The 20,307-nt window shown below is 54.4% G+C and carries 23 protein-coding genes; 20 read left to right on the top strand and 3 right to left on the bottom strand.

Annotation, left to right across the window (positions count from 1 at the left end):
• From ACR0LN_RS05840 to ACR0LN_RS05810, 7 genes are all read left to right on the top strand, one after another.
• On the top strand, positions 1-643 hold a 643-nt coding region (locus tag ACR0LN_RS05840), incomplete at its 5' end, for a HupE/UreJ family protein (protein WP_480428344.1).
• Between the two features lie 22 nt (positions 644-665).
• On the top strand, positions 666-851 hold the full coding sequence (locus tag ACR0LN_RS05835; RefSeq protein WP_480428343.1) for a hypothetical protein: 186 nt from the start codon (positions 666-668) through the stop codon (positions 849-851).
• A 186-nt stretch (positions 852-1,037) separates the two neighbouring features.
• A complete protein-coding gene (ypfJ, locus tag ACR0LN_RS05830; RefSeq protein WP_480428341.1) occupies positions 1,038-1,883 on the top strand; it encodes a KPN_02809 family neutral zinc metallopeptidase in 846 nt (281 codons plus the stop codon).
• 103 nt (positions 1,884-1,986) lie between these two features.
• Complete coding sequence (locus ACR0LN_RS05825; RefSeq protein ID WP_480428339.1) at positions 1,987-3,075, top strand: transporter substrate-binding domain-containing protein; 1,089 nt, start codon at positions 1,987-1,989, stop codon at positions 3,073-3,075.
• A gap of 53 nt (positions 3,076-3,128) precedes the next feature.
• Positions 3,129-4,553, top strand: coding sequence for an alanine/glycine:cation symporter family protein (locus tag ACR0LN_RS05820; protein WP_480428338.1), 1,425 nt, complete (start codon positions 3,129-3,131; stop codon positions 4,551-4,553).
• The gene (locus tag ACR0LN_RS05815) at positions 4,537-5,478 is read left to right on the top strand and encodes a glutaminase (protein ID WP_480428337.1); all 942 of its coding nucleotides are present in this window, start codon (positions 4,537-4,539) and stop codon (positions 5,476-5,478) included. The genes ACR0LN_RS05820 and ACR0LN_RS05815 overlap by 17 nt, the downstream gene beginning before the upstream one ends.
• Before the next feature lie 43 nt (positions 5,479-5,521).
• Positions 5,522-6,850, top strand: a complete 1,329-nt coding sequence (locus ACR0LN_RS05810) for a hypothetical protein (protein WP_480428336.1) — start codon at positions 5,522-5,524, stop codon at positions 6,848-6,850.
• A 42-nt stretch (positions 6,851-6,892) separates the two neighbouring features.
• On the opposite strand, the gene ACR0LN_RS05805 is transcribed toward ACR0LN_RS05810, so the two are convergent.
• The gene (locus ACR0LN_RS05805; protein WP_480428334.1) at positions 6,893-7,576 is read right to left on the bottom strand and encodes an AIM24 family protein; all 684 of its coding nucleotides are present in this window, start codon (positions 7,574-7,576) and stop codon (positions 6,893-6,895) included.
• A gap of 1 nt (position 7,577) precedes the next feature.
• Positions 7,578-8,387, bottom strand: coding sequence for a bestrophin-like domain (locus ACR0LN_RS05800; RefSeq protein ID WP_480428333.1), 810 nt, complete (start codon positions 8,385-8,387; stop codon positions 7,578-7,580).
• Positions 8,388-8,436: 49 nt separating this feature from the next.
• On the opposite strand from ACR0LN_RS05800, the gene ACR0LN_RS05795 reads away from it, so the two are divergent.
• From ACR0LN_RS05795 to ACR0LN_RS05775, 5 genes are all read left to right on the top strand, one after another.
• Positions 8,437-9,384 (top strand): TAXI family TRAP transporter solute-binding subunit, encoded by a 948-nt coding sequence (locus ACR0LN_RS05795; RefSeq protein ID WP_480428332.1) that lies wholly within the window; start codon positions 8,437-8,439, stop codon positions 9,382-9,384.
• An 82-nt stretch (positions 9,385-9,466) separates the two neighbouring features.
• Positions 9,467-9,787 carry a DUF4377 domain-containing protein gene (locus ACR0LN_RS05790; protein WP_480428330.1) on the top strand — a complete coding sequence of 107 codons (321 nt, stop codon included), beginning with the start codon at positions 9,467-9,469 and terminating at the stop codon, positions 9,785-9,787.
• Between the two features lie 257 nt (positions 9,788-10,044).
• The gene (locus ACR0LN_RS05785; RefSeq protein WP_480428329.1) at positions 10,045-11,001 is read left to right on the top strand and encodes a hypothetical protein; all 957 of its coding nucleotides are present in this window, start codon (positions 10,045-10,047) and stop codon (positions 10,999-11,001) included.
• A gap of 421 nt (positions 11,002-11,422) precedes the next feature.
• Positions 11,423-11,797 carry a GNAT family N-acetyltransferase gene (locus ACR0LN_RS05780; RefSeq protein WP_480428327.1) on the top strand — a complete coding sequence of 125 codons (375 nt, stop codon included), beginning with the start codon at positions 11,423-11,425 and terminating at the stop codon, positions 11,795-11,797.
• 491 nt (positions 11,798-12,288) lie between these two features.
• Positions 12,289-12,909: a class I SAM-dependent methyltransferase gene (locus ACR0LN_RS05775; RefSeq protein WP_480428326.1), complete on the top strand. Its 621-nt coding sequence runs from the start codon at positions 12,289-12,291 to the stop codon at positions 12,907-12,909.
• Between the two features lie 145 nt (positions 12,910-13,054).
• Here ACR0LN_RS05775 and ACR0LN_RS05770 read toward each other — a convergent pair whose 3' ends face one another.
• Entirely contained in the window at positions 13,055-13,444 is a 390-nt protein-coding gene (locus ACR0LN_RS05770; protein ID WP_480428325.1) for a hypothetical protein, read from the bottom strand.
• A 380-nt stretch (positions 13,445-13,824) separates the two neighbouring features.
• Between ACR0LN_RS05770 and ACR0LN_RS05765 the strand changes: the two genes are divergently transcribed.
• The 8 genes from ACR0LN_RS05765 (at position 13,825) to ACR0LN_RS05730 (ending at position 20,230) form a co-directional block, all read left to right on the top strand.
• The gene (locus tag ACR0LN_RS05765; RefSeq protein ID WP_480428323.1) at positions 13,825-14,019 is read left to right on the top strand and encodes a hypothetical protein; all 195 of its coding nucleotides are present in this window, start codon (positions 13,825-13,827) and stop codon (positions 14,017-14,019) included.
• A gap of 96 nt (positions 14,020-14,115) precedes the next feature.
• A complete protein-coding gene (locus ACR0LN_RS05760) occupies positions 14,116-14,616 on the top strand; it encodes a hypothetical protein (protein ID WP_480428322.1) in 501 nt (166 codons plus the stop codon).
• Positions 14,617-14,696: 80 nt separating this feature from the next.
• A complete protein-coding gene (locus ACR0LN_RS05755) occupies positions 14,697-15,104 on the top strand; it encodes a helix-turn-helix domain-containing protein (RefSeq protein WP_480428321.1) in 408 nt (135 codons plus the stop codon).
• Positions 15,094-17,097: a hypothetical protein gene (locus tag ACR0LN_RS05750; RefSeq protein ID WP_480428320.1), complete on the top strand. Its 2,004-nt coding sequence runs from the start codon at positions 15,094-15,096 to the stop codon at positions 17,095-17,097. Before ACR0LN_RS05755 ends, ACR0LN_RS05750 begins: the two co-directional genes overlap by 11 nt.
• A gap of 188 nt (positions 17,098-17,285) precedes the next feature.
• Positions 17,286-18,806, top strand: a complete 1,521-nt coding sequence (locus ACR0LN_RS05745) for a hypothetical protein (RefSeq protein ID WP_480428318.1) — start codon at positions 17,286-17,288, stop codon at positions 18,804-18,806.
• 287 nt (positions 18,807-19,093) lie between these two features.
• The gene (locus tag ACR0LN_RS05740) at positions 19,094-19,468 is read left to right on the top strand and encodes a hypothetical protein (protein ID WP_480428317.1); all 375 of its coding nucleotides are present in this window, start codon (positions 19,094-19,096) and stop codon (positions 19,466-19,468) included.
• Between the two features lie 10 nt (positions 19,469-19,478).
• Positions 19,479-19,892: a hypothetical protein gene (locus ACR0LN_RS05735; RefSeq protein WP_480428315.1), complete on the top strand. Its 414-nt coding sequence runs from the start codon at positions 19,479-19,481 to the stop codon at positions 19,890-19,892.
• A 68-nt stretch (positions 19,893-19,960) separates the two neighbouring features.
• A complete protein-coding gene (locus ACR0LN_RS05730; RefSeq protein WP_480428314.1) occupies positions 19,961-20,230 on the top strand; it encodes a hypothetical protein in 270 nt (89 codons plus the stop codon).
• The last annotated feature ends 77 nt before the right edge of the window (positions 20,231-20,307 follow it).

The following is a 20,307-nucleotide window of genomic DNA, read 5'->3' as shown; positions in this document are numbered from 1 at the left end:
ATTTGGGAGCGCGTTTGCCAAGGCGCCGGTAACCCAAACAGTGGACGACTTTTGCTCCGCCCAATGGCAGACTTTCTCACCGCCGTTGACACATATCGTCGAAGGCTGGGATCACCTGCTGTTTGTCTTCGCCTTGCTGGTTCTGATCCGCAACCTGCGTCAGCTGATCTGGGCGGTGACTGCCTTCACCGTCGCGCATTCCATCACGCTGGGACTGGCCACGTTTGGCGTGCTGAACGTCCCGGGTCCACCGGTTGAGGCCGTGATTGCCCTGTCGATTGTCTTTCTCGCGACCGAAGTGCTGCGGTCAGAGGACAAACCCAAGACATTGGCCAGTCGCTTCCCCTGGGTGATTTCCTTTGGGTTCGGCCTGCTGCACGGTCTGGGCTTCGCCGGGGCGCTGGCCGAGATCGGCCTGCCAGAACAGGACATCCCGGCGGCCTTGCTGGCCTTTAACCTCGGCGTTGAAGCGGGACAGCTCACCTTCATCTTTGCCGTACTGGGCGTGTTCTTGATGGTCAGGAAATTGGCGCAGGCGGTTTGGGGCTGGTCTTTGGCGCAAGGCCCGTCGCGCCAATTTCTCGGATATCCCATCGGATGCATTGCAGCGTTCTGGCTGGCCGAACGGCTGGCAGGATTTTGAACAAAAAGAAGGAGAACAGACAATGATTAAAACACTTGGAGGCGTGATGATGGTCGCTGTAGTCGCGCTTGCTGGCTGCGACGTGGTGGACCCGGATTGCACACCGGAAAAGGCTGCGAAACGCCAAGTCCAGCAGGCAACGATCGGGGTGAGCAATCGTTGCACTCCGGCCGAAACAGCACGCGATACTGCCGGTATCGACGGTTGAGGAATTCGGACGTTCCAATACACTGAGCGCAATTTGAGTGGTGGCGAAGTGACACCCGATATCGTCCATTAGTTACGGTTGTCACTGCCTCAGGCTTTGGAAGCCCGGATCGGTTCCCCGTTCAAACCTCGTAGATCGGGGAACCGTGAAAATTGTGGTAGACTACCCGAATTGTTCGGAGGCCGCATGCGCTGGAAAGGACGACGTACAAGCAAAAACATCGACGACCGACGCCATGGGTCGCGCGGTACGTCCCGTGCTGGTATCGGCGGTCTTGGATTGATCGTGGTCGTTGTCGTCGGGTTGTTCCTGGGCGTGGATGTGACCCCGTTTTTGACCGGTGGTGGTCAACTCTCGGCGCCGCAAGCGAATGCGCCGGTGCAGATTGACGACGAAACCGAAGAATTTGTGGCCGTCATCCTGGCCGATACCGAAGAAATCTGGTCAAAGATATTCCGGAACTCCGGCATTCAATACACGCCCCCCGTCCTGGTCTTATTTGCGGACCGGACCCATTCAGCCTGCGGGCGTGCCATGTCCGCGACCGGTCCGTTCTATTGCCCAGTCGATCAGCGCGTCTATCTGGATACGTCTTTCTTTCAGGTCATGGAACAGCGCCTCGGCGCGCGCGGCGACTTTGCCAAAGCCTATGTGATCGCGCATGAAGTGGCCCATCATGTTCAGAACAGCCTTGGCGTTCTGGAACAGGTAAATCGAGCCAAAAACCAGTCCAGCCAATCCCAGGCGAACGCCCTTTCGGTGCGCGTGGAGCTTCAGGCTGATTGTTATTCCGGTGTCTGGGCCCGCGCCGTTGATCAGCGGTTTGGCGTACTTGAGTCCGGTGATATCGAAGAAGCTCTTAACACCGCAGCCGCTATTGGAGATGACGCTTTGCAACGCGCGCAACAGGGCGTGGTGGTTCCGGACAGCTTTACTCACGGCACAAGTCAGCAACGGCAAAGCTGGTTCTATCGGGGATATGAAACCGGGGACCCCAACAGTTGCGACACCTTCTCGGCGAACCGGCTGTAGGATTTGGTGATGGCGGGCGCATTGAAACCACGGACCAAATACTGGTTCGAAAAAACTCCGAAACTCGTTCTTCGGAAAATCAATTTCTTTCAATGATCTGAGTATGAAACGTAAATTTTCTTTGATCCTGAGTATTTCTGTGCTGTTCACTTTGGCATTATTGCCCGACAACGGCAGAGCACAGGATAGTAGAGGCTCGGTGCCAATCGCTGCAGCGGTTTGTCCACCTTTCGTGATGCAGGAAGGTGACAACCTGGATGGGCTGGCCATTTTCTTGTGGGACCGCGTCGCCAGGGAATTGGACATTGCGTACGACATTTCTGTCATGAATTTCGGTGACATGATCGACAGTGTCGCCGCCGGTCGATCCGCAGTTGGTGTCTCCTGCCTTTCGATCACGCCGGAGCGCGAAGAACTGGTCGACTTTTCTCATTCCTTTTTTGAGACCCACAAGGCGATTGGGATAAAGAAGGCCAGCTATCTCAGTTCGATCCGGCAATTCCTTCTGAGTCCGCGAATTCTGACTGCGATCATCATCGTCTTCGGCGCGGCAGCTGTGGTTGGCGGCATCTTTTATCTGCTTGAGCATAAGATCAACTCGAAGCTCTACGCGATGAAAACCCGAGGTGGGAAAGTGATGGAGGCTCTGGTCATCGGGCTGCTGTTCGTGACGCGCGGTCCCATTCGCTATTACGAGTTCAAAACACCGACTGCACGTATTTTATCTGCGGTGCTGGCTGTGAGCAGTACAATTCTGGTTGCGAGTATCACGGCCATTCTTGCCAGCGCGTTTACGCTCGAACAAATCCGCTCTGAAATCCGCACGCCAGAGGATTTGGCCAAGGTTCGTGTTGCGACACTGGCGGCATCCACGTCGGCAGAATACCTGCAACGATCCGGCATCGCTGCGCGCACCTTTGACACTCTGACAGAGGTGGTCACCAGCTTGGAAACGGACCGTGTCGATGCAGTTGTCATGGATGCACCCGCCCTGAAGTACGAAATCTTGCGTGGCCGCGAACAGGGTCGTTTCGAGGACCTCGAAGTGCTGCCCTATGAGTTCGAAGAACAGAACTATGCCTTGGCCTTGCAGGATGAGAGCGAATATGTCGAGGTTCTCAATCGCGCTTTGCTTTCTGTGCGGAAAAGCCCTGCATGGGACACCGAGGTGCAAAGGTACATCGGGAAGTGACCTATCGAATTTCTGATATACTACCGGAGGCTGATATTGATTGAGGTTTGTTGATGGATTTCTTTGTTGATGGTCTGAATGGCATTCTCTGGAATTATGTCCTTGTTTATGGACTGCTGGGGGCAGGGCTCTTCTTCACGATCCGAATCGGTGCTCTGCAATTTTTGCATTTCGGCGAGATGCTGCGCGTTATCACCGCAGCCCCCAGCACCGACAAGCGCGGTATCACACCGTTTCAGGCACTGACCGTCAGCCTTGCGTCGCGCGTTGGCACCGGGAATTTGGCGGGTGTCGCGGTGGCCCTGACCTTAGGCGGACCCGGAGCAATCTTCTGGATGTGGATGGTAGCGCTGGTCGGTATGGCAACGGCCTATTCCGAAAGCACCCTGGCACAGCTTTACAAGGTGACGACCAAGAATGGAGATTTTCGCGGCGGCCCAGCCTTTTACATCTCGAAAGGGCTGAATGCTCCTTGGGCCGGAGCCGTGTTCTCGGTCTGCCTGATCCTAAGCTTCGGCCTGATCTTTGTTGCCGTTCAATCGAACTCGATTGCCGAGGCGCTAAACGGGGCTTTTGGGATCGAAAAGCTGTGGGTTGGCCTCGGTATCGCAGCAGGCGCGGCAATCGTGATATTTGGCGGGATCAAGACCATTGCCCGCGTCGCCGAAATTTTGGTGCCGTTCATGGCGGGTGGCTATCTTCTGATCGCGATAATCGTAATGGTGCTGAATATTACCGAAGTGCCGGGGCTGCTGTGGCTGATCGTATCCAGCGCGCTTGGCTTGCAAGAGGCCTCGGGCGGTGTGGCCGGTGGTGTGATGGCGGCCATGCTCAACGGCATTAAACGCGGGTTATTTTCCAACGAGGCTGGCATGGGATCGGCCCCCAATATCGCGGCCGTCGCAACCCCGTCGCCGCATCATCCTTCAAGTCAGGGTTTGGTGCAGGCTTTCGGATGCTTTGTTGACACCATCCTTGTCTGCACCGCAACAGCGCTTTTGATCCTGTTGTCCGGCGTGATCGACGGCGAGATCACCGGTATGCAGTTGACGCAAAACGCGCTCGACGTTCACTTGGGACCGGTCGGTACATATTTCATTGCAATTGCGATCATCTTCTTCGCCTTTACCTCCATCCTCGGGAACTACTCTTACGCTGAAAACGCCATGGTTTTTCTTGGGCTGGAGGGCAAGGCCCCGATGACTGCGCTGCGAGCGGCCTGTCTGGCGATGGTTGTGTGGGGCGCACTGCAAACCGTCGCGACAGTCTTCAACTTCGCGGACGCTGCGATGGGTCTGATGGCTGTTATAAACCTGACCGCAATCCTGTTGTTGTCCGGGACCGTGTATCGACTAACCAAGGACTACTTTGGTCAGAGACGGGCAGGGCAGGAACCGACTTTTGTTCTGGAAGATTTCGAAGGGGCAACCGAAGGTGTTTCGCATAAAATCTGGAACGAAGATGCCCAATCCACTTGATACCAGAGCAATCCAGACGGTTCTGGACGATATCGCCGCCCGAATGGCGAGCGAGACTGATCGCGGTGAGGCGGCAAGCTATATCCCGGAACTGGCGCGTTTCCCGCTGAACCGGTTTGGTATGACGTTTGCACCGTTGAACGGAGAACCGATCATTGCGGGTGACGCTGAGGTGCCGTTTTCCATCCAAAGCATCTCTAAAGTGTTCGCTCTGGTCGTGGCGCTTGGGCATGTTGGGGCGACGCTGTGGCGGCGCGTAGGGCGCGAGCCGTCGGGTGATCCGTTCAACTCGATCGTTCAGCTTGAATTTGAGCGCGGCAAACCCCGCAACCCGTTCATCAACCCCGGCGCGATTGTCGTCTCGGACGTGATTCTGGAGCATCAATCCTGCCAGGCTGCATCCCATCCGGTTCTTGAGATTTGCCAACGTCTGGCAGACGCACCGGATATCGCGGTCGACGAAGACGTCTTTGCCTCCGAGGTTGCGACGGGAGATCGCAACCGAGCCTTGGCTTACTTCATGCTTGCCGAGGGCAACATTCGTGGCGACGTAACCGAGGTTACCGAAAGTTATTTCCGCCAATGCAGCATCGAGATGAGCTGCTATCAGCTCGCGATGGCCACACGGTTTCTGGCAACCGGGGGGAAAGGCGCTGACGCCGAAAACGCGGGCGTCACACCAGAACGTGTCCGACGCCTGAACGCCCTGATGATGACCTGCGGCTGCTATGATGCCTCGGGCGAGGTGGCGTTTCGGATTGGATTGCCCTGCAAAAGCGGGGTCGGCGGGGGGCTTGTCGCCATTGTCCCCGGCGTAGGATCTATCGCCGCATGGAGCCCCGGGCTGGACAAGAAAGGCAATTCTGTTCTGGCTATTAAGGCCGTCGAAGAATTGGCACATCGGCTTGGCTGGTCGGTGTTCTGAACCTGATCAGCCATCTTGGCATGGGCAAGAAAGGATCGAGCGAATGAAACTCATCAAGGCGATCTCAGTTGCGCTGCTGTTTCTGTCAAACATCGCGCATAGCGCCGAGTATGAAGAGCCGCCCCTATTGTCTGCGCAAAAAAGCGTTCCGGACATTCCGCTTTCGACAGAGATTTATCGCATTGAAGAACAGGTTCCGACTGATGGGTTCATGGCGACCTACCGCATCGATACCGGGTTCGGACAATTTTCGGCTTCGGGCCCGGGCATGTTGCAGGCGCGGTTGACCGAAATCCGCGCTTTGGCCGCACTTGATCACATCCAGAACGATCAGCAGTTCATCAATGCAGCTGAGGAAACAGCCGGAGAAACCTTCGAAAACCTGCGCCAATTTGCCAAGCAGCCCAAGGAAACTCTGAAAGGTGTGCCAGAAGGGATCGGGAGGTTTTTTAAACGCACAGGACGGTCGGCCAAGACGGGACTGCAAAAACTGGGGGATGTCCGAGAGGGCAATTTGCCGGGCGTTGATCCCGAGAGCGTTTCCCAACTTCCCGGCGGCGCAGCGGATCAACAGGCCGGCCCGCAGGGCAGCTTTACTGAGAACGTCGCGCGCGCTGGCGGCGATGTTGCGGTCAATATCCTCGGGTTTGACAAACAACGCCGCCGGTTGGCCAAGGAATTGGGTGTCGATCCCTACACCACCAATCAATTGCTGGCCACGCGTCTGGACGAGGTCACATGGGCCGCCTTTGCCGGCGGGCTTGGCGTCAACGTATTGACCAGTCTTGTTCCGGGCGGGCTGATCCTGTCATCATCCTCGCGGCTGAGCGATTGGGTCTGGGACACCGCCCCCGGAGATCTGCGTGTGCAGGTTGGGGAAACGCTGTTGTCCATCGGTGTACCGCGCAATCAGGTCGACCGCTTTTTACGGCACAGTTATTACACGCTCAGTATGCAAGCCGTGGTGGCGGCTTCATTGCATTCGCTTGACGGCGTGCAGGCCAGGGCAGAAGTTCTTCCGTTGATCCTGAGTGTGGGTTCCGAAGGTCAGGCGCGTTTCCTTGTGCAGACGTTAGACATGTTCAGAACATATCATTTAACCAAAGAACCGCTGAACCGTTTGCAAGTACAGGGCACAATCATTGGCGTTGGCGGACATGGGAATTCTGTGGTCATGGCCCCGGTGAATTACCTGAGTTGGACTGAAACGCTGGATACATTCTCTGCAAATCTTACAGAGGTGAGCGAAGGCTCGGTCGCGCTCTATGTGTCGGGCGAAATATCCAGTTCTGCAAAGGACAACCTGATATCACGTGACTGGATCGTGGAAGAGACAGGTCTAATCACCCCGGACGCCTTCCCGCTGAGATGATCACAGAAATAGCTAATTGAACGTACCAAGAGCGCCCTTGTGCTATTCAAACAAAGAGCCCTGGATATGGTCCCCACCGCTCATCTGATTATGCAGGTACTCGTTCCAGTAAGGAGTCCATGACACCAGCGCCTTTCCGGTTCCTTCAAACAACCGCAGCCGGGTCTGACCGGAAATGAGGTTCCTGGGAAACCTCGCCGATCGCACGGACCGAAACTTCAACCCCGTGGTACGGCCCAAAACAAGGCGGCCCTGCACTTTGAGCTCTCCATCCGTAACCGAAATCTCTTCGACCGGTCCCGGCGCGTTGATCGCTACTTTGCCGGCACCGCGCAATGTTGTCTTCCAGGCGAATAGGCCATCACCGGCCCACCAGCTTGCCAGCATCGGGTCTCGGTGCAGGCCAAGCTTTACCGATCCTTCGCTCGCCCAGTATTCGCCGGGCTCCAGTATCCACTTCTCATCGGGCTGAATGTCGAACACGTGAAACCCGGCAAGCGATGGCTGTAAATGGATTGTCCCGGTCCCGCTGTAATATGGCCTGATCCGGGATTCACGGGCGAAGATATTGCGAAAAATATCACCCACCCCGGGCAGCCTGGGCGTAAAGGAGATGTCACCGCGAAAGTTCGACAACGCGCCCCGGGCGGCCTGAACCGTTTCCTCATCCAGATGCATACGCAACTGGCGCATCCCCTCAACATTTGTAACGTCGAATTTGGCCATGTCAGAACCTCTCGCCCGGGGGTTCATCCCAGACCATCAGGCGACTCCAGAGAAGCCTGAAGGGTTCAGGTTGCAGCGCCGCGCCACCGCGCAAGGGTCGGTCAAGCGTTACAATAACGAAGAGGATCACACCCAGAAAAACCGCCGTGATGCTGCCCAGAACAAGGTGCTGCCGGATCCTGATCCGAAACATGGTCATCAACAGAATGCTGATTACGGCACCTACCAGAACAGCCTGCCAAAGCACGTCGGGAATTGCCGTTCCAACTCCGGCCAATCTCAACTGCCGTGCGTCGGAAAAGTCCTGAAAGGATGACACAACTTCGGTGTGCACGATTTGCTCGGCCCCGGTCTCGGGGGAATACTCGGCCAGCTTGCGGCGAATAGCCTCTGCGCGATTGTAACCGCCGTTCAGAATCTGGCCTTCTTGGTGGGCAGGCCACTCAGTGTGGATGGTGTAGAGCACATAGTCCCGCATGATCAGCTTCACTTCGCTGCGGTAGGGTTCGGCATAGACGTTGAGCTGCGCATAAAGCGATCCGAGCGATGTTGCCTCGAGCAGGATGCTTTCCTTGGTGCGTTCGGAATTCTGGTAAGCCGCAACCGTCAACAGACCGAGCAAAAGGCCGTAAAAAAGGCTGAACCCGGAGGTCACGTAGTTAATTGATGAGTTGAAATCAGGGCCCGTTCCCAGAAGAATACGAAGAATGGGTTTGACGATAAACAACCCGACTACAACCGCAGCAAGAGCGATCAAAACAAACCATATAGCCAAGCTTCGGGTCGGGATGTCATAAATGAAATCAGGCATATCCCTGCCACTTGTTAATACCCTTTAAATAATACGATTGGTTCGGACAATGACAAAACGGTTATTCGGCTTTTTCCTGGGTATTTCCCTTTTTTTCCCGGGATTTTTGACCGCTCAAGAGGTCAAGGTCTTCAGCATCGGATCAGGAAACGTTGCGGGCAATTATTTCCCTGTTGCCAGTGCGATCTGCGACGCTTTCAACGCACGCGACGACTCCTTGCGAAGATGCAGTCCCGAACCTACTCCGGGCAGCGTTTACAACCTAAAAATGATGCAATCAGGTGAGCTGGATTTTGCGATCGCGCAGTCGGACTGGCAACAAGCTGCGTTCGAAGGCACGACCCTGTTCGCGGAAGATGGGGCAATGGACGACCTGCGCGTCGTTACCCCCCTGTTCAAAGAGGCGGTGACGATCTTGGCGGCACCAGGCTCAGGTATCCGGACAATTCGTGATTTGCGCGGCAAGGCCGTGGATATCGGGCGATCTGCATCCGGCAGGAACGCGTCTATTCGAAGCTTTCTTGACCAAATGGGGCTCGGGCTGGATTTGTTTGGCACGACCTACGAACTGGAGCCTTCCAATGCCCTGCAAGAGCTTTGCGAGGGGCGCATCGACGCAAGTATCTTTGTGCTGGGGCATCCAAATCAACTGATCCAACAGGCGTTGGACAGGTGTGAGGCGACAATGGTCTCGGTCGTGGGCCCCGGCATTACAGAGTTCCTCAACCAAAACCCGGTATACCAAGTGGTCGAGATTGACATGGGGCCATATGGGCAACCGGGTCGACAGATCTCAACGATATCTGTCGTCGCCGCGCTGGTGGCCCGTGATGGGGTTGAAACCCGCCTTGTCGCCGATCTGGCGGATGCGATCGAAGATGCGCACCAGAAACTGACCGCTGATCTTCCTGTACTGGACGCAGGTATCTTGAAAAATCCCGAGGTTCTGAACATGCCTGTACCTGAACATCCGGGGGTTTCTTTGATTCAGAACTAAGCTGTTGGAGTCGAAGCGTTTTGTCTTCGGCAGCCGATACCGCGTCGGAAACACTCAACAAGCATGAGGCACATGTATTCCTATGAGCAAATCGAAATGTTTCGGATGCCTGACGACTTGGATCATGGCGGCCATCTGCGCGTTTCCGGTGCCAAGCGCGAATGCCGGCAATGATGAGGAAGAACTGGTGTTCGAGATTGCCGCCGATAGAGTGCCGTGCGTCGGAGTTGCGCCCATGCAGTGTATGGTGGTCAATGGCGAATTTTTCTATGACAGCATAGTCGGATACAGACATATCGACGGACAGGCCGCGAAAATCTGCGTATTGCGCACAAAGCGATCCGAGCCAATTCCCGCTGATCTTGGAGCGTTCCTATTCACACGCGTGCCCTGCGAAGATTGAAACACACATGGTGTCATAGGTCCTTCAAATCAGGACCAGTGGTCATCGGCGTAGCGCTTCGTTTGAGAATTCATTGACGTAGTGATCACCCTCTTGGAATACGATCAAATTGTTAACCGCAGACGGAAATGCCATCGGGCGTGTCGGGACATCTTCCAAAACACCCGGAATTCAAACAACCTCACATCCATGAAGAGTACAAAGTTGACACCAAAACCTTGCTCTTGAATTACTTAAGCATTTGAGCATGATCCGCCATGAAAGAAAATCCAGAGACCAAAGATCGCCCGATTTTCCTTTTACCCTGGCGCCTTATCTTTATGCTGTTCGCTGCGCTTTGTCTGGTAGCGATTGCGACGACGGCAGCCACCGGTCCTTTTTACATCCCCGGAGCCGTATCTGGACTGATCCTTGGTTTCTTCGGAACTGTCTTTGGTGGACGAGTAAAAACAATCTGCGCGGTTGTGAGCGTTGGTCTCGCGAGTGCGGTCACTGTCTCAATCCCGGCTTGGCTAAGCTTCTACGTGTTGGCACCGGCTTTCGCGATACTTGCAGGGACGGAATTGGCACGTTTCGGCACAAGGGTCACCGTATTTGCAATCATGTCATGGATCACTCTGTACAGCCCTGTGACATTTGGAACTGAAGTACTTCCGTTGCTGCTCGTGTTTTCTGCATCAGCTGCCGTTGGAACCATCATGGCAGTGTTGCTTGGCGTAGAGGGGCGTATTGAGCCATCGGAAATTGAACGCGGGTACGCTATCACGCATGGAATTGCACTGGCCATTGGATTGGTTTTCGCACAATTGATCGCCAGTCAGTTCGAAAATGCACACTCACATTGGGTCGCATTGCTGTTCACAGCGCGGGCGCTGGATCCCCCTGGCAGTCATGTCGCGCAGGCGAGGCGGAAGGGGTTGGCGATGGTGCTTGGCGCGGGAATGGCATCTGCACTTGTGGCGCTTCCTCTGACGACTTTGCATTTCAAGCTTGTCGCAGTTGTGTTCTTGTTAATTGGCCTGCGGTATTTGCCATCGAGGAAGTCCGTTTCGCCAGCTTTGATATCGGCCGGGATCGTCCTGATGTCCTCTCCCACAACCGAGACGGCGTCGTTTCGGGCGGAAGCCGCCATGTTGGCTTGCGGGCTCGTTTTGCTGGTGTTTTTCGGAGCCCGCGTCATCCGCCAAGCCGTTTTTGAAAAACACGGCATTTGAACTCATGGAGATGGCAATTCCAAATGTAGCGGGTGAGTACCGCAACGAAGTTTGAAAGTCTGCTTTGAAGAATTTCACCCTCGCGACACTCCGAGCGGTGAACGGCTGGTTTGGGCCGTCTGCGTGATCAGCTGGCGGCCGGGCAGGGGCCTGTGCTGCAACGGCACAGAGGTCCGGAATGAGCCCCTTAGCGGGCATTGGCTCTGATCCCGCTTGGCATGGCCAAAGTTGCCTTTTCGAAATCAAGGTGCGACAGTTTTTTGGGCAGCGGTTGGGGCTATCTACTATGATCTCGGATGTTTCTTTTGTCTCCTAAGTGTCTGACGTGGCGGCATTCGAGGTGTTGTTGTTCGACTATTAAAGCGTCGTCCTTAAAGCGTTTGAAGCTGCCGGTGGACCAGTCCTGGCACCCGAAGATTTGGTGCGCAGTTCTATCGACAATCTTGAGGAGATGTTGCCACCAGATGGGCGTCTGGCGTTGGCTCGTGACCAAGATGGGCATCTGCTGGGCTGCGGTGCTATGCGCCGGATCAGGCAAGACGCCGTCGAGATGAAACGCATGTTTGTAAGGCTCGAAGTACAGGGACAGGGACTTGGGAGACGTTTGTTCGAGATGCGCATAGCAGAAGCCAAGGCCATGGGGTGTCGAACAATTTACGTGGATACAGCAAGAGGCAATCGCTCGATGCTCTCAATGTACGAGAAACACGGCTTTCAATACATTCCGCGCTATCCTGAAAACGCGAACCCCCCCGAGTTCGAACCATATTTGGTCTATATGAAGTACGACTTCTGATCATCGGTTGACTTCCCTCGATCTCCGGAATTTTGGCGTGAACGGTGCACCACCAGCGCACTCAAATGCCGGCTTTGTCCGTAGACTGTAAGTTCGACCGGCCCCCGTTTTAGCGCTCGCGGCGAATGCCTCCTCGGTCTTCCTGATCCGCAAGGATGGCACCACGGAAGTGTTCAACCATTACGAGGCAGCTTGATCGGCAACGTTAACGTATACTGCAAACGGAACCGCCGTGCGTTTGAATCTCTTTACGGTTGCCGCGAATGGCGGCGATTGAATCGTACCTCGAGATGTACAGTTGGTTGAGAATAGTTCGGTAAGTCATCAGCAAAAAAAGAAAGCCAAGCCGCTAAAATGTGTTAGTCGCCTTCTTTTTCTGATTTAAGCCAATACTGCTTTCCGCGGACTATAAGGAGGGCAGATAGGCAAACCCGGCAGAGCAGTCTTTCGAAGAGTGCTTTCGCCACGTTAAGTTGCTGGAGCGTGGAGATATGACGGTCGAAAGAAAGGAACACTGGGACGTCGTCTATGGCGAGAAGTCCGAGGCCCAGTTGAGTTGGCATCAGGATGATCCACGTCTCTCACTCGAACTGATCGAGATGTCTGGCGCAACTGCGAATTCATCAGTCATCGACATTGGCGGAGGAACATCCCGTCTTGCGAGCTCTCTACTCGCTATGGGGCTCCACGATATCACAGTCCTCGATATATCGCAGGCCGCCTTGGATACAGCCCGGAACCGGCTTGGACAGGCCGGTGAAGCAGTGAAATGGATTTCGGCAGACATCACTTCTTGGGTGCCTGATCGCCATTACGATCTGTGGCACGATAGGGCGGTGTTCCATTTCCTTGTCGATCCAGCGGAGCGGGTGGCCTATCTGAAAAGTCTACCAAGAGCGGTGAGTGTTGGCGGCCATGTGATCATTGCCACCTTTGCGGCAGATGGGCCGGAGAAGTGCAGCGGCCTGCCGGTCGTCCGATATAGTCCAAGCGACCTCGCCGAGATACTGGGCGAACGCTTCGAGATCGTGGCGCACCGCCATCAACTGCATCAAACTCCCTCTGGCAAAAGACAGTCCTTCCAGTTCAGTCTTTTCCACCGCCTCCGCTGAAGCCGCAGATGAAACTTGTCGAGAAGCGAACTACCGAAAACGCCTTCAGGACTTGGCAAAAAAACAACTTGCCAGATATGTGATCGGCAAGTTGCATTTGCTCTATTTCCAATTTTGAAAAGACGGAGGTTAACAATCGCTGGGGCTAAGCGAATACTCCATCAAATCCGCCCAATGGCTTCGAATTGAATGCTGTTAACATCCAGCCTTCTGCCTCTTCAAACACATAGAGTTTCTCGGGTGCCAAACGTTCTCGCAGAACGTCATAAATGGTTTGCATGAACTCCTGCGGCAAGTTGGAGTGTTCGACCGAGAAGTTTACAACTCCATCGAACCTCACTTTTTCAATCAAGGGCATCAGACCAGGGCGACCAAAGTTATCGCTCCAATCGCCGCGGAAACAAAGCAATCCCAAAACGGAACACTCGTTCATTGATAGCGTGAACCGAATGGTCCGGCCATCTTGGTCCAGGAGCAATGCTCCGTTGGCAATGGTATTAACCATAGATTTCGACAGGTACTCTTTTAAAGTCATGGGTTTCTCTTTGATTGCGGTTTGTCTCGTAAACAGGAAGTGGGATCAGAACTGGAAGCGAGAAGTAATTTTTTGAACATTTTTGCTCGACGGTTGTCAGTCCTGAAAAAATCCAAACCCAAATGGGCCGCAGGCCATTTGTTGATTTCCTGATTTCAGGCACTTCCAAGACTTCGTGGTCAGAAAATATGTTTATTGTCGTCAGCTTATAGAACCCTGCGTCGCATCGATCCGGGATGATTAAGCGATCCTCCGGGTGACCAAGATCACGCTCCGGGTCTCGCGCACCGTCGATCCGGTGTTTTCACACACCTATCAAACCGTCTTTGGAGCGGGCGTGTCGGTACGACTTGTTCGACATACGAAATACGGAGAACGACATGCCCGAAGACAATGGCCGCTTCATCATTTCTCGTCCGATGGCTGAATACATCAAACTATCGCCGCTGGGACCCAGTGCAAAAAAGCTGCTGATCGCGCTAATATATCTGCAGCATCTTGAAGAGGATGAATGGCCGAAGGTCGTGCTCTACGAGGAGCCGATCAGGTATGAATACGCAGACAAGTACCTTTGACGGCACTACCACACGGTGAATACATTTCGGAAATTGGGTTTTGCGCCAAAGTCCAAAAGTGCTCGTTTCCTCGACAATGCGATCCACGATCTGCAAATGAAGACGGATCTCTTCGACGTGTTGGAAGTTCAGGCGGGCAAACCAACAGTCCTTGTCTGGCAGTTTTCTATTTATGCCGCCGCAATGATGTCCACGCGAAGACCCTATGCACTCATGCACACCAAAGACATCGCCCGCATGAACACCGATTTAGAGCCCGGTTTCATCACCTTGTTGATACTGCACGAAAAAATGGATTGGCCGGAATTCTCGCTTTTTAAAGCGGTTCTTCACAATCGTGGTTGGGAAGGTTTTCGCGACGCTCCCATACCTGACATGCGAGGATTCAAGCCTAAACTGAAGCGGCTCCTGAGAAAGTGGAGCGCTCTCAAGTCTCATGAATACGCTGCCGTGATCTGTCAAAACGGTGAACGTCCGGGCGTCACCGATGTCCGCATCCGTGTTCGCCACGCAGGAACAAAGTGGTCCGAAAACAGTTTTCACAAAGTCTCCATCCGCGACGAGTTAATAAAGATCCCCATAGTTCCTAATTGTTAGGCACCGGTCTTCCACGGCGATTGGAGAAAAGGTTTCGGCAATTTTTTCCCAGATCGGCGTTGTGGACCCATCTGATCTTTATGAAGCGACTATCCACACTCAGAACCCACTCCGCCGCGCTGGCCGGTTTGCCAAGCTTGTCCCAGACCCAGGTATCGAAACGTTGGCAACTGCATTCGGACACGGTGCGCCGGGTACTGCGCGAATTGAGTATTCGTCCCGCGCCCGGGCCATGGAAGCGCCCGCGCTATGCCATCACGGATGTCTGGCGGGCCGAAGGCGTGCCTCATGCAGAGATGCTGGATCAGGATCTACATCTGGCGCTGCTTGAACCACTGCTGACAGGCAAAGACCTTGCTGCGGAACTCGGCTGCGTTCCGGCAACCATCCGCAATTACGCCCGCGATAACATCATTCCAAGCCTCCGGATTGGTGGCTCGATCCGGTTCCGGAAGCACCAGATTGAGGGGCTTTTTGATGCTGTGTGAGGCCGAAAACACCGCAATTCGCACCTTTGCCCGATTTGGAAAATATGAGGAATACGCCCACAAAACCTCACCTCAATACGTTTTGGAGCCCTTTTCCTCATTTCGTTTCCAGAGTGCCGAAATTCGAAAAAAGAACCTCAAAACGCATCTCAGAAGATCACCCGAATTTCCAAGAACAACCGCGTCACTAACGCCAAAAACAACACCAATGATGGAGGCACTAATGCAGATGACCCTCGAGCAAGCCGTCGAAAAACTCGACGCCGGAGATTACCCATATTCGCATGCAAACGCGAAAAAGATCCGGGGATCCGCAAACAAATGTAGGAAATTGCCAGCGTATAATTGTCCGCTGGCGATGATCCCGATCGATGTCGATGCCTTCGTCAAACGATGGTCAAGTCACATCGCCAACAAGGATGCGCCCGAAGGATTCGACACTTTCAAACAGTTTGAAACGTGGCACGGCAACGTAAAGAGCCTGATGGCGCACGCGTCAGGATTGCGCGCCGAGGAAAAGCGTTTGCGCGGGCTGGAGGACGACTGGTCACAGCTCCAGAAAGCTGCGACCGCTCTGATCCAACCGCGTAGAAAAGGCAACAACATCCAAACACCAGAACTTATTGCACTGACCGTTCTGACAAGCCTGGCAAGAAGCAAGGGCGTACAGCCGGCGCAGCTGAATATTGATATGTTGCACCTCTGGATGAAAGACTGTCACGATCAGGGCCGCAAGAACGCAATTCGTAAAGCTGCGCGTCTGCTGGATCGCCTGCATGGGTTCCCGGAGACTGTCGGACCCTCGCTTTTGCCATCTGTTATCGGTGAGATTCCCAAGGCCACACGTCACCGCGTGACACCAGATTTACCGGCCGAAGTCATCTTGGCTATTAGACAATACCAGGCGACGATGCGCCTCGGTCGACCTTATGATGGGCTCCTGGCAGGCCGCCGTCGCGCCCCGCTTTCTCCGCAGACTGTCAAATCTGCTGGGGAAGATCTGAACTGGTACTTCACCTGCCTTTGTGAACTCGGTCGATTGGATTTGAGCGGTGGCCAATCCATTGCGAAGTTGACCACGGCGGATAACCTGTTTGCGGCCTTCGATGCGGAAGTAGGCGGCGAATACTACTGGAAACCGCTCGGTGCCAGAACGCTCAAAAAGAATATGGGCACAGCATTTCGTTTCGCCCGTGAGTTTCACCCTGAACTCTCAAAAGTTCAAAAAGAGTTCTTTGAGACCGATTATTTCAAAAATTGGGACACCATGACGGAGGCAAACCAGGCGTTCTGCCGGCGCCTTGTCACGTCACCTCGGCGTGTCGAAAAGTTTCTGTCTCTCGCAGGTGAATTTCATAGCCAGGCTATGCCGCTTATCCAGAATTACCGTGATCTGTCGATGGGCGATCAGGCTCGTGCTGTAAGGCTGTCGCTTGCCGCTGCCATGGCCGCTGTTTTGACCTTTATGCCACTTAGGGTCGATACACTCGTCAATCTGTCAGTCACTGGCGAGAAGGCTAATGTTTCCTTCCCGATTGGTTCGCGAACCGTCAGCTTCGCCATTCCAAAGGAAATGATGAAAAACAAGAAAGCTCTGACAGCGTTGATCAAGAAACGCGGCAAGGTTGATCCTCGTTGCATCCTGGAATGGTGGCTAAACAAAGCGCGTCCACTCTTCATGAAGCGGCTTCACAACCCGGATCCACGTCTGCTGCTTGGGGGAGCCCGCTACAGCAACGCGGCTGATGCCTGGCGTTACGCCACCGCATCGGCCGATGCATACATGAAGTTGCATCAGGTGCGTCACGCCATCGCCTCGATCCTGATCAATCAGCCCGGCGCCGATCTGAACGTCATATCCGCACTTCTCAACAACTCTCCAGCCACGGTTTCGAAGACTTACGCATTCTTTGACCAAACTGCAGCCATTGAACGTGGCCAGGATGGATTGGATGCCGTCAACAAAGCACTCGCAAAAGGGAAAAACAGATGAAGTATCTGATCACGGAACAGGAATTGCCGCCGCCTATGCGTCGGTATCTCGCCGATGTCGATACCGGACGGGCCTATTATGCAAAAAGTCTTCACCCGAGTAGGCATGCTCTTTCCTCAGCCTTTCGCGGTCTCATCGAGACCGCGCGACATCATGGTTATGCGGAAAAGCTATCGCGGGAGACTGGAGTGGCTTTTTTTGATCGCCTGAGGGCGGACGGGTGGCAAGAAAACAGCCTGAGTAGTCAGGCAGGGCTGCTTCGGAAATACGCGTTTGAAACCGAAGAGGGCATGGAGTGGGCGATCGAGAGCGGCGCATTTGACCGCCGCCCACTCGAACTCGTCTTTCGTGCACCGCATTGGTCGCGATTTCTCGCAGTCCAATCGGAGTTGCAGGAGGTCTGCGAGCCTTCGCTGATCCGTCTTGCCGATCGCTGGATGCGCTGGCGTCAGTCGATGCCTCGACTTGATGATGCCACAATGCAAAGCTTCAAGGCAGACGCGCGTAACCTCGGGCTTCTGGCTGAATTGATGTCGGAAATTGATCCAGAGAACCCGGACACAATCTTCCTACAACAATGTCAACGCATACGTAGAACGGTTACCCGCCCAAAATCGCCTTCGCATAAGAAGCCCTCGTTTCATGACCTTCCGGAACCTTTCTATACGGAAATGGCTCGGATCGCCGCGCGGTCCGATAAGCCCAACGGGTTGTCCAGTGCCCGGATCGAATTGTTGTCCTGCGCTCTTCGACGCTTGGTTCGGATCACCAATAGCAGGCAAATGCCAGTGGAGCTTTCGATGGAGACGGCGAAAGCCTTCGCCGAAGACGTCTTCGACAGCGACATCAAAACGCGAAGCAAAGCAAATTACTGCGACGCACTCGCAGGCTTTGCAAAACACGCCAACTATCCCAGCGAAATTCGCGAGGCGCTTATGAAAACGCACAATGCATTGAAACTGGAATCTTCGTCTGATCTACGTCGGAAGGAGGTGGCGTTGGCGCAAAACCCATTGAATCTGGTTGACCTCGCAGAAATTGCCCATGCGCGACTTCGACAGGCTCCTCACCAGGATCATATCCGTACCCGTCGTCGTGACTACGCGCTTGCTGGCGCTATGGCTTTGTTGGCGAAACTGCCATTGCGCTCTCTCGACCTGCGGACCGGGCGGATCGGTAAGGAATTCCATAGAGATAGTGAAGGTTGGCGCGTGGAGATCGAGACGTCCAAGACCGGAACATTCATCAACGGTCGACTTGCAGATTGTCTGATCCCTTATCTGGATGCGACGCTACTAATGGGAGTCGGCGAAATGCATCTCTGGAGCGTCTATGAAGCGCGGATCGGAACGGCACTATTTGGCAATCCTGCTCGCGGTTGGAAACCTTTCGGTGACAATTGGCTATGGGAAAACATGCGGCGACTGACTGGCCACGGGCCACATATCGCTCGTAGTCTCACATATGATGCCGTGGTGGAGGACCCCGATCTGGATCTACGCGTCGCGCAAGCGCTCTGCGGTCACGCCCACGAGACAAGCCGACATTTCTATGAGCTGAACGCAGATCGCTACCGGCGATTGGAAGCGCAAGACATCCTCGCGGAAATTGCTGAATCGAGACCGAACAAAAAAGCCTTCGGCGCCTTTGTTGAAAACGCGCTTCTACAGCTGGATCGAGAATGCAAGACCCAAACAATACTAACGTAATCGCGATACAATTCACCGCGCCCCAGATTGATAACAAGTGCGGCATAGGAGGCAAGATCGACTCAATAGCTGCTGGCTACTCCTCACTTCGATCGGTCGCGTGTCCAATAGGGTGAGAAGTATCCCATCCCTGACTTCCTCTCATATTGCTACGTCTTTGTGAGCAGCAAGATGAGAGAAAGCTCAGAGCTCAGATCAACAGAAACTACGTGCAGGGTGAAAGGAGAGCGCCCCCGCCTGCGCGCTTGTCGTCCGATGGGGGCGGCGTAAACACAGGGAAATTTCCCATGAATAAAAACCAAATCCTGACCCAGGTCGGCGAATTCCTCGAATCTGCTGATCTCGATCTTCAACATGCAGTGTTGCTGCTCGGTGGATCCGCAGCCCTGATGCGACTACAGCGACTGCGCGCGTCGGTCGCAACTGCCAATGCCTACACAATCTGGCATCGCCGCGGTTTGGGGTGGCTGCACGACCTTCTCGCACTCGAACACGTCGGTGATTTGGACCGCGACGAGAGCGGGCATTTCGCCGAGATTTCACCGGAAGATCCGGCGGTGATGGTCATCTGCGGGCTGACTGACCAGCTGAAAGCTTTGATCGCCAGAATTGATGAACCAACGCTCACGCCTGTAGTGGCTGAGACTGAAGCGGCGGCGTGAGGAGATCGTGATGAGCTACACATACATTCGCCGGGAACAAACGCTCGAGGAGCTGGGTGCTTGCGTAATCTCGCAAGCGGCCGCTTTTGCAGACGACTGCGCGCGGCATGGGCCAATTCCGCGCGGGCTGATGCGGCGCAGCTTTTCGCATATGCTCGAGCGGCTGGAACGCGGCGACGTTCTCGATGAGCGGGACGATGCGTGTATCGCAATGATCGGCAAAGATCTCGTCTCCGCTGCAAACGCTCGGTGCGCGGGGTACGGAAACAAGGTTCTCGAGATGGACACTGAAGAAGATGTACTGATCGACAGCGAACTGGAGCGGCTACGTCTCCAAATTCTGGCATGGAGCCAGTTTCAGTTTCTCCGAAATCGCCTGAGAGCGCGAGTGAAGGCGCAATTGCTGATTGGTGCGTCGTCCTGACAAGATGCGGAGCGGCGTCGCGCAACTGCGCCGCTCGCAAACCAAGATAGAAAGTGGAGCGCGATCAAATGAACGGCAAAGTGACCAATTCAGAACAGAAACATTTGAAGGAAGAAGTTCGGGCATTGGAAAAGTTACTGTGGCAACTCCCCCGCAAGATAGTCATCGACCTTTTGCTCGAACAGCGTGATAAGCTGACCGATGCAGATGCTGACACCCTGGATAGGCATGTTTCAGAACTTATTGCGACGAAAGAAGATCGTATGAGAGACTGGCTCGAAGAGAACGCGCAATCTCTTGAAGAGTACGCGCAATGCCACCAAAAGAAGTCGGTTTAAGGTCTTTCCGGTGGAAATTGTTGGTCAGCATGAACAGGTGCGCAAAACCACCACGTGCCTAAACTGTAAATCCGATT

The organism is Ruegeria sp. AA6 (assembly GCF_056542865.1).
Note: the sequence above shows the minus strand (reverse complement) of the source record. Positions and strands in the feature narration are given on the sequence as shown.